The sequence below is a fragment of the Longibacter sp. genome (assembly GCF_051155795.1).
Classification (GTDB): domain Bacteria; phylum Bacteroidota; class Rhodothermia; order Rhodothermales; family Salinibacteraceae; genus Longibacter.
Genome location: NZ_DAXETW010000027.1, coordinates 54,822 through 65,107 on the forward strand (window position 1 = coordinate 54,822; position 10,286 = coordinate 65,107).

Genomic DNA, 10,286 nt, shown 5'->3' on the forward strand with positions numbered 1-10,286 from the left:
CACGATGGGCTTGCATCGACGGGTTGTGTCTCCCGACGTGTGGACGTGAGCGGATGCGAATAAACCTGGACGGCGATCCGTCGTACAGGCGATGACGAAACCACCCTGTCCGGCGCGAGCGGCGCGGCACGGCCGCGCCGGTTCGTTTCGGATGGCACCGACCGAATCCCCTTTCCATTGATCGATTGACGCTACCGTGGTTTACACCTTAAAGTGGGTCTTTGTCATCCTACACATCATTACGGCCGGGGCGTGGTTCGGCCTTGGGCTCCGCCTCTCCGCATGGGCGCGCAAAACCGTGGAGTTGAGTGGTGAACCCGCACAGGTGATGGCGGAGGACGGCCAGCGCACCGTCAAGCTGATGACGATCTTTATTGTGCTCACGGCCGTCTTTTCGGTGACGGCGTTTGTTCTGGGCGGGGCATTTGCCGCATATGGCCCGGCCTACCACTCCTCCCTCCTGCTGATGCTGCTTCTGCTTCTGGATCAGGTCCTTGTCATCCGGCCGGCATGGGGCACGCTTGTGACCGCCGTATCCAGCGAAGGCCCGTCGAGCGGCGAGATTATGACCTCGGCGAAGAAGCGCATCGCCATCGGGACCGGCGTCGGCCACCTCATGTGGCTCATTCTGCTCGTCCTGATGTTCGCAAACCGCCTGTTCGGCATCTAAGTTCAGCATGCACGTCGCGACATAGAAAAGGCGCTGCACAGTACCGCCGTGCAGCGCCTTTCCTTTTTGTCCGCCCGAATTCGACGGGACTGCCGAATTCGGCCCGGCCGACGCACGTCGGCCCGTGGTGATGCGTGCTATTCGTCGTCGTTGTAGCCTTCCAGTGCGCGGACGCCGGCAGGCGTCGACGAGGCGAGCGAGACCGCCCCATCTGTGTAATCGTCTTCACGCCGATTCTTCAGGAAGAGCTGGCGCGCCGGAGATTTGTCGCACTCCTTCGTGTCGGCAGACGCCATGAGGAGCGACTGGTCGCCCTTCGGTGCCTGCGCGACGATGCGGCCGTGCGGATCGGTAACGAAGGATGCACCGTCGAACAGGACGCTGTCTTCGCGACCCACGCGATTGGCGAGCGCGCAGAAGTAGCCGTTCTGGAACGACATCGCTTGCACCTCGGCCTCAAAGACGCCTTTCGCCCATTCTCCGGCCGCACCGGCCTGCGGGATGCAGACGACTTCCGCCCCGCCGAGAGCGAGCGCGCGCATGTATTCAGGGAAATGCCGGTCGTAGCAGGTCGCAACGCCGATCTTGCCGACGGCCGTATCGAAGACGGGCGCGCCGGTATCGCCGGGCGTGTAGTAGTCCTGCTCGTAAAAGTGCTCGTATTGCGGCACGTGCATCATGCGGGAGACGCCCCGCACGGTACCGTCGCTGTCGATCACGACCGAGCTGTTATAGCCCTTCCCGTCATCGATCTCATACAGGTTGCACACGACGACCACGCCGTACTCCGCAGCCTGCTCCGCAACCGACTCCACCGTTGGCCCGGGAATTTTTTCAGCGAGATCGAGCACGTCGCCGTCCCGCTTGTTCGCGGGCACCTGAGGGAAGAACTTGGTGAAGGACAGTTCGGGGAAGACCACAAGGTCGGCTCCAGCGTTCGCGGCATTCTTGATCGCAATCAGCCCACGCTGGAACGCGTCCATCGCGTCGCTGGGATTGTATTGCTGAACGAGTGCAATATCCATAGAGCAGAGTCAGAGGCAGGGGAAGAAACGAACGGTAAGGGCCATGCAACCCGTCGGGGGCGCCGCGTGCCGATTCCGGCAACGGAGCAGGGCAAAATGCAGAACTTGAGATGAAGCCAGCGCGGCCCATCTCAGATATCAAACCAGCATGTCGGGTATTTCGTGACCGGTGGCGCGGTTCACAGGTCTGCGGTCCCAACACCCGCGCAAAATTCGGACCTCAGTTGCCGACGACGCTCACGCGCCCTGTCAGACCGCTCCGTTCCTCATGGCACACCGGCGTAAACACGGGCACAATAAACGGAGCAGGGATCGAGTTCGGCGGGACTACAACGCGGACGCCACAACCTCACGTGCAATAAACGCTTCCGGAAAGTCGGATTTCAAGGCCCTGAGCACAGCAGACGCCGCCTCTCTCGATGAGAACGGGCCCACCCGCACCCGGTAAAAGGGTGCCTTCCATCGAACATCCACCGGTAGCTCGCGGGCGGCCGAAAGGGGCTCCGGTCGCTCCGCCTCGGGTAGCGCGTCGAACCAGGCGACCGCATCGGAAACCGCGCGATCGGCCGCAGATTTTTCCCCGACCGTGCGGATCTGTACATGGAAGGTGCGGCGGGGGGCGTCGCTTTCGCGAGCATCCTCCGTACGAGACCGATCGCCGTCCGAGAGCAGCTGCGGTGTGCACGAGACAACCCCGAGCAATAAGATCAAGCAGAGTGCGGATCGCAACCCGCTCCTCTGGCGATGGCGTTGCATCATCACGGTCCGGTGCTTCGATTTCATGAAGGCGTCGCAGGCACCCCGTAAAGGTGACGCGGCACCCCATTCCGCCACCTATTATACGGTACGCCCACGGGAGAACGCAATTGATTTTTGGGTGCGGCCCGACCAGTCCGTTACGTCTGCGTGACGATGCCGGTCGCTCCTGCCGCTAACGGCTGTTCCGGTACCCGAAAGAATCAAGTTTCATGCGTTTGCGGTAGAATTAGGGATAGATACACGTTCATTGGCGCGCAATCGAAGCGTGATTTCCCGTCAATGTTTTCGCGTCTGAGGGATCGATGCCACCTGCGTGCTGTTTGCCCTTGTTGGTTCGTCCCTGAGCTGCGACCCTGCGTGGTCGGTTCCGGGTTCTTGTAGAAACCGCGTCGTCGTACATGAACGAGCGCCCCTTCTCTGCCACATGGATTCAGCGCGCCCGTGCCCACGGACTGTACTATGCGCGTGGTCTGTACGCAGAAATTGCGGGAAAGAACCTGTTTCTCTGGGCCCAGGCGATCGCGTTCAAGGTCCTGGTCACCATCGTCCCGATTGTCATTCTGGCTACGGGTCTCGTTGGACGGGTGCTCCGTGGCAACGACGCGTTCGCAGCCGTTGCCCGTTTCATTCACGACTTCCTGCCGCCGAGCCAGAGCCACCAGGTCGTTACGTTTCTGCACCAGCTGCAAGTATCGAGTGGCACGATCGTCGGGATCGGTGGCGTGGGCCTCTTCCTGTCCGCCGTCTCGCTATTTATCACGCTACGGATTGCCGTTGGCAACGCCTTCGAGCAGGACTGGCACGAAAGCCGGTCCATTGTCGGCGGCTATCTGTTCGACGTGCGCATGGTGTTGCAGGTCGGACTGCTGTTCGTCGTGACGATTGGAATGTCCGTCTTCGCACAGTCCATCGACGGCTTTGAGGTGCTCGCCTTCGCCGGCCTGGACCAACCCTGGGCACGCGAGAGCTGGCGACATGCCATTCGGACGCTGGGCCTGTTCGTCCCGTTCTTCATTACGACGGCGATGTTCTTCCAGCTGTACTATCTGGTGCCGAAACCGCATCCTCGAAAGCGAAGCGCACTGACCGGTGCGCTCATAGCGGGTGTGCTCTGGGAGATGGCGAAGCAGATTTTCACCTACTACGCCACGTACGTCGGTCAATTCGAACGGTACGCCACCGAAGGCCTCGGCGCCCTCGGCAACACCTTCGCCCTCATCATCGCGTTCGTGTTCTGGGTCTACTTCTCGGGCATCGTGCTCATGCTCGGCGCGGTCGTCGCTTCTCTACGCGAGCACCGGCACGTCACCGCCGGCCTCCTACCGGGCGAGGAGCGAGAGGACGACCGATCGCCGGCAGAACGAGCCGATGAATCATCTGCAGCACCGGCGGCCGCCCCGTCCTCTGCGGACGCCGACCCGGAACCGACGACGCACACGCCGGACGACGTCGCAGCCCCTCAGCCGGCGCGCCGCACCGTCGAGGACGCTGCCTCCGTGCCCGCCGGCGACCCGAATCCACCCTCCGGCGACGGTGCCGACCCCGGGGCAGACACACCGGCCTCAACCGCGCCCGACCCCGCATCCGCCGCACCCTCGCCCGAGTCGAGCCCGAACACGTCCGCCGACGAAGCGGTTGATGCCACCGTTCAAGATCGTGAGGGGCAGCCGTAACCGCCCGCCGGTGCCGTCCGCTCCCACCCATCCATCTCGTTCCTCCGCCTGCTGTCGATTGGTTGCCTCCGCTCCCTCTTTTTTCGCCCGCCTGGCCGTTTCGATCCTGCTCTGCACCCTAATCGGAACCGGTTCGGTCATCGCCCAGAACTCGCTTCAACTCGTCAACGACGAGACGTCGGTCCGGAAGATCTCCTGGAATTTCGTCAATACACGGACGTTCGACACGGACCGGCTCGAAAAGCAGATTGCGACGGAGGCCCCCGGTGCCTTCTTTCGACTCAAGAAATGGTTCGACTGGGTACCGCGCGTCGATCCGGGTGAGTACCCGTTTGATGCCGTCACGCTTCAGAAAGATGTCGTCCGGCTCCGGCAATTTTATCAGCAGAACGGGTTTCTCCAGCCACGCATCGACTACCCGGCGTCGCAGTACGACACGTCGTCGAACACCATCCACGTCCAGTTCGTCGTTGATGAAGGCCCCCCCCTTATCGTCCGTCGAACCTCCTACCACACACGGGATGATCGGCAGGCCGACACGCTCTTCGACCCCCCCCTGCGCTCGGAGTGGCGCGACTTCCGTGATGAAGCGCCGCTTCAGACGGGCGACCGGTTCACCGAGTTCAAACGCCTGCAGATCGAGGAGTCGACCACGACCTGGCTGAGGGATCAGGGATATGCATTTGCCGAGGTAACCTCGTCGACGCAGATAGATACGACGGCCAACAAGGCCACCGTCCGGTTTAAGATTGACCCCGGACCTCAGGCCCGGTTTGGTGAGATCCGAATCGAGGGCACGCACTCGCTGGAACCCAAGATCGTCCGGCGCGAGCTCCCGTTTCAGACGGGGGACCGCTTCAATGCCTCGAAGGTGACGCAGGGCCAGCGCGAGCTGTTCGGCCTGAACCTCTTTCGCGTGGCCCTGGCGGACATTCCATCCCAACCGAGGGACAGCACGGTAGCGGTGCGATACCGCGTCCGCGAGGCGCGCCTCCGCACGCTGTCCGGACAGCTCGGGTACGGCGGCCGTCCGGGCGTCTTCGGAGAGGGGCGCTGGACGCACCGAAACTTCTACGGGGCTGCACGCAACCTGAGCGTGGGTCTTATCGCAGAAACCGGCTGGCCCGTCAGCGACCCGCTCAACTTCTTCGGGTCCGGCGCGACGGTCGATCCACAGCGCCGCTTTCGCCTGTCGACGACCCTTCGCCAGCCGTACGTGTTCAGCACACGCCTGTCGGGGTCCTTTGAACCGTTTTTTCAGGAGCGACTCAGCGACAAGCTGGTTCCGGCCGCCGATCGGTGGCTCAGTCTGAACGAGCGACAGTTTGGCTTCAATACGAGGCTCACGTACGAGATCCTGCCGTTCCGCACGATCAATCTTCAGTACACGTTTACCCGAACCCAGCAATTCACGGCGCCCGATCCGGGCACGCAGCCGGACCAGCGCCTGGACGTGGGCGCATCCGATCTCTTCGACAAGAGCATCGTGTCGCTCAACGCCACGCTGGGACGAACGGACGACTTCATCAATCCCACCCGCGGCTTCCTGATCCGCCCCTCGGCGGAGCTCGGGGGTACCCTGCTGGGGTCGGACGTGCAATTCGGTCGCCTCGGCCTTGAGGTGACGGGGTATATCCCGCTCGCCGATCAGGTGGAACTTGCCGGTCGCCTCTTCACCGGTCACATCTGGCCGCTGGGGGAAAGCCGGGACGCCCTCACGATTCCCGATGATGTCTCCGGCCTGCCACCGGACGAACGAAACGACCTCCTCGCGGAGAACTTCACGTTTCAGAACCGTTTCTCCGATTATCTCTTCTACGCGGGCGGAAGCAGCGACGTGCGCGGCTGGCCCATCGACCTGGCCGGCGGAAAAGTGGTCCGCTTCTCGACGGTCACCGGCACCTATGTCTACGAGTCCATCGGCGCGGAATCGAAGGTCGGGGCCAACCTCGAACTTCGCCTCCCCTTCCCCGGCCTGGGCGACAGCTTTCGCACGGCCGTCTTTCTCGATGCAGCACGACTGGACGCCGGCACGCTGGACCTGACGCCACCTCCCGGCGCGACCGACGTCGTTCGCTTCCCCGCCGACGGCCCCGTCGTCGCAACGGAGACGGACCAGCTTCTCGTGGGCACGGGCGCCGGAATGCGCTACAAGACGCCCGCCGGGTTCATCCGGCTCGACGTCGCGTACAAGCTCACACCGGACCGTCTCGATCTGCGACGACCGCAGCAGGTCGGGGACTTCGCCGAGATCCGAGAGACGGAGCGCGAGAGCGGAGAACAGACCGAACTCCGCCCTCCGTCGGACGTCGAAAAACGGTTTCTCCGCCGGTTCAGGCTTCATTTTGGCATTGGCCGCACGTTTTGACTCCACCGGTTCCGTGCCGGCGGACCGGCCGCAGCAGCGTTCCGTCGTCGAACGGGTCATGTTTCCTCCCAAGTTAATCAGGCATCCTTGAGTTCACCGTCCCCCGATGCGCCGAACGACGCTCCGTCGGACGACGCGTCGACGCACACCGATGAAGGTACCGGCGATAAAGGTACCGGCGAAACCGGACGTACGGCCGCCCGTGCGACCGAATTTCGGTCGTGGACTCGCCCGTTCGAGCGGGCCCTGGCGTACATCTTCGGTACCGTCACGGTTGTCTCGGTGGTGCTCCTTCTGGCACTTCAGGTCGGGCCCGTATCCACGTGGACAGCCCAGTTCCTCGCATCCACGTTCAACCCGCTGGACGGCACGAGCATCTCGATCGAGCGGGCCAGCGGCACCTGGGTCTCCTCCCTCCAACTGGACGGCGTCCGTCTGACGCGTTCGGACGCCACGACCGGCGAGACGGTGGAAATGGTACGCGTGGATACGCTGTACGCACGCTACCAGCTTGCGGAACTGCTCAATCAACGCCTTCACGTCACGAGGGCTCGTGTCCACGGCGCACGCGTCAGCCTTCGACAGGCTGCAGACTCGTCGTGGGACTGGCAGCGGGTGTTACCCCCACCGACGGAAGACACGACGGCGTCCTCGTTCTCGATTCGCCTCGACGATGTTGGGGTGACGCGGTCCGGGGTCATCGCTCATTTCTATTCACCGGGACGCGACAGCACGGCCGGCATTCGAGACCTGCAGGTGGATCTGCCGGAGTTCGTCTTCGACCCGACCCTCAACGGGCTCGGCGTACGCGCCCGCCTGGACTCGCTCGGCCTCCGGGCGTCCGTCCCGGGCGAGCCTTCGGACGTTCAGTTCGGAACCAGACTGGAGGTGCGCCCGACGGCGCTCACGCTCGACACGCTCGCCCTCACCTCTCAACGCAGCACGCTGACCGGTCGTGGACAGGCCCGCCTGCCATCAACCGCCGGGGATTCCGTCGACGACGTCGACCTGCTGATCGAGGCGGCCCCGCTTTCCTTCCTCGACCTTCTACCATTTCTGCCCACGGCCGACCTGGACCCGTCGGAAGAGATGCGGGGACGCCTGCAGATCACGGGAAGCGGCGACCAGCTCATGGCACGACTCAATGCGCGATTCCGTGACGGCGGCACCGCAGACCTCGACGCGACCTTCACGCCCCGGATCGCGTCCACGGATACCACTACCTCCCTTCGCTACGATGTGACGGCCGAGATCCGACGCCTTACAACGAGCCTGATCGGCCCCTCTGACCCTTCCGAAAACCGGCTGACCGCGCGAATGCGAGCTGACCTGGAGGGACCCTCGCTTGATCGCCTGGATGGATCTGTCTCCGCCGACGTGGTCGACACGCGCTACGCCCCCCTTGAAGTTGACTCCATTCGCCTCCGCGCATCGATGCGCGGTGGCACAACAGACTACACCGTCCGGGGACGAGTGAACGGGACGGGAGTCGACGGCTCGGGAACCGCTCGGTTGTTCGACGACCGACCGTCCTATCGCCTCGACGCCCGATTCGCGAATCTTGATGCCGACCGGTTCGGCGGCGGAGGGCTGTCTACCGACGTCAACGGACGTATCGTGATCGAAGGCGCTGGCACCGACCCCCAGGATCTGCAATCATCACTCGATCTCACGCTGGACGCCTCCCGCATTCAGGACCTTGACCTGACGGGCGGCGACGCCCAGCTCCAGCTATCTCCGGATTCGGTGGCAGGGCGCGTCGGGATCCAGACGGCAAATGGGGGCATCCGTCTGGCCGGCACGGCCTCTCTCGACGAAACGGAGCGCTTCCGGATCGATACGGCCCGCGTCGATGACGTTGACGTCGCGGCCATGATGGGCGACACAACCGCGAGCCGGCTTCGGGGAACGGTCCAGGCAACAGGGCGGGGCTTTACCCCCGAAACCATGCGGCTGGATGGGCAGGTTACGGTGACGGAGTCGTTCTACGGTAGCGTTCGGCTGGACTCCGTCGGGAGCCGCATTGCCCTCGACCGGGGCCGGCTTCGGGCGAACGTCAACGCGGTCGTAAACGACGGCACCTTCGCCGGAACGGTCGACGGCACGCCCTTCGATCCAACCCCCGCCGTGGACGTCCGGGACGGACGGTTCAACGGAGTGAATATCGGTTTGTGGCTGGCCGACAGCGGGTACAGATCGGATCTAAACGGAACGTTCGAGGCCACGGTGCAGGGGCTGGAGCCGGAGCGCCTCCGTGCCGACGGGCGCGTCCGGCTCGACAGCTCCAGCATCAACCGGGCAGACGTTAGCGCTGCTGCGTTCGACGCCTCCATCGATCGTGGACGGGCCACCGTAGCAGCATCGCTTACAACCGCCGAGGGCACGTCGGAGCTGGCGCTCACGGGTCAGCCCTTCGCGTCCATTCCCACCGCGACCATCACCACCGGCCGAATACGCGGCCTCGACGTGGGTGCTATTGCCGCCATCGAGGGGCTGGACACATCCCTGAACGGCTCGGTGTCCGGCACTGCTCGCGGCACGGCCCTTTCCGACGTATCCGGGAACGTACGACTACGTCTGCGCGAGTCGTCGATCAATCGGGCACCCCTGGACCGGGGTAGCCTGTCCGTGGATGCGGATTCCGGCCGAGCGCGCCTTCAAGTGGACGCTGACCTGGCCGGAGGCTTCCTCCGCGCCGACGGGCGGCTGAACGCGTACCATCGCCTGCAGTCGCCAGCCGGAGAGGACGTGGCCGCTGACAGCACCACGCTGAACCTGGCGGTCGAGGCAGCCACACTGAACCTTTCCACGCTGGCGGGCGAGGACAGCCTGGACGCGTCGGTCGACTCGCTTCAGCTGATCTTCGACGGTGCCGGCACCTCCCTCGCCGACCTTCGCGCAGAGACGCAACTGTCGGCCCGCAACATCCGGGCTGCCGACCTCCGGATCCGCGACGTGACGGTGCGCGGCCTCGTGGAGGACGGCTTCCTGCAGGTCGACACCCTCCGCGCCCGGTCCAATGCGTTCGATGCCACCGGCGGCGGAACCATCGCCCTCACCTCCACCGCCGATGCCCAATCCGACTTCCGCTTCACCGGCCGGCTCCGAAGCCTCCAGCCCCTTCGACGGCTGGCGGGCGCGCAAACGCTGGATGCCCAAGCCGCCGAGATCGACGGGCGTATCTACGGGGCACCCGGCGCGCTACGTGCCAACCTGGAGGGCCGGCTGGAAAGCCTCTCATACGACAACATCCGGGTCGCCAACGCGGAGATTCGAGCCGCGGGAATGCAGGGCGACACCACGCTTGTGGATCGATTCGAGATGGCGGCGCGGGTCGACTTTTTCTCCGTCTCTGCCTTTCGCGTCGAACAGACGCAGCTTCAGGTCAACTACGACTCCGCACGAGCCGACGTCGACCTGATGGCGAAAATTGACGCTCAGCGCAATCTGTCGATCGACGCCACCCTCGATCCGTTCTCGTCCCCGCAGCGACTCACCCTCAATGCGTTCAATGCCACGCTCGACGAAAGCAAGTGGGAGCTGCTTCAGACGACGTCGGTGACGTTTGGAGACGCCTACCGGGTGAACGGGCTGCTGCTCTACAGCGACGATCAGCAGATCGCCGCCGATGGTCGTATTGACCCGAACGGAACGCAGAGCCTCGTGGCGACGATCGAGCGATTCGAGGTCGCCTCTATCGCAGACCTGGCCGGCTTCGGCGGTCTCGGGGGAACGTTGAACGGAACGATCGGCATCAGCGGGCCGGCCCATGCGCCGGTGTGGAGTGGCAA

General features: G+C 64.1%; 6 protein-coding genes. 4 read left to right on the forward strand and 2 right to left on the reverse strand.

All coding sequences use genetic code 11. The features are described from left to right. Window positions 1–196 precede the first annotated feature (196 nt). Complete coding sequence (locus ACFCU0_RS03960; protein ID WP_434972366.1) at window positions 197–670, forward strand: hypothetical protein; 474 nt, start codon at window positions 197–199, stop codon at window positions 668–670. A gap of 137 nt (window positions 671–807) precedes the next feature. On the opposite strand, the gene ACFCU0_RS03965 is transcribed toward ACFCU0_RS03960, so the two are convergent. Together ACFCU0_RS03965 and ACFCU0_RS03970 are read right to left on the reverse strand one after the other, a co-directional pair. Continuing rightward, window positions 808–1,695 carry a carbon-nitrogen hydrolase family protein gene (locus tag ACFCU0_RS03965; RefSeq protein ID WP_434972367.1) on the reverse strand — a complete coding sequence of 296 codons (888 nt, stop codon included), beginning with the start codon at window positions 1,693–1,695 and terminating at the stop codon, window positions 808–810. Window positions 1,696–2,022: 327 nt separating this feature from the next. Next, window positions 2,023–2,478, reverse strand: coding sequence for an SPOR domain-containing protein (locus ACFCU0_RS03970; protein ID WP_434972368.1), 456 nt, complete (start codon window positions 2,476–2,478; stop codon window positions 2,023–2,025). A 374-nt stretch (window positions 2,479–2,852) separates the two neighbouring features. On the opposite strand from ACFCU0_RS03970, the gene ACFCU0_RS03975 reads away from it, so the two are divergent. From ACFCU0_RS03975 to ACFCU0_RS03985, 3 genes are all read left to right on the forward strand, one after another. Beyond that, entirely contained in the window at window positions 2,853–4,127 is a 1,275-nt protein-coding gene (locus ACFCU0_RS03975; RefSeq protein WP_434972369.1) for a YhjD/YihY/BrkB family envelope integrity protein, read from the forward strand. 58 nt (window positions 4,128–4,185) lie between these two features. Further along, a complete protein-coding gene (locus ACFCU0_RS03980) occupies window positions 4,186–6,495 on the forward strand; it encodes a BamA/OMP85 family outer membrane protein (RefSeq protein ID WP_434972370.1) in 2,310 nt (769 codons plus the stop codon). Window positions 6,496–6,582: 87 nt separating this feature from the next. After that, a partial coding sequence (locus ACFCU0_RS03985; protein ID WP_434972371.1) for a hypothetical protein occupies window positions 6,583–10,286 on the forward strand: 3,704 nt, incomplete at its 3' end.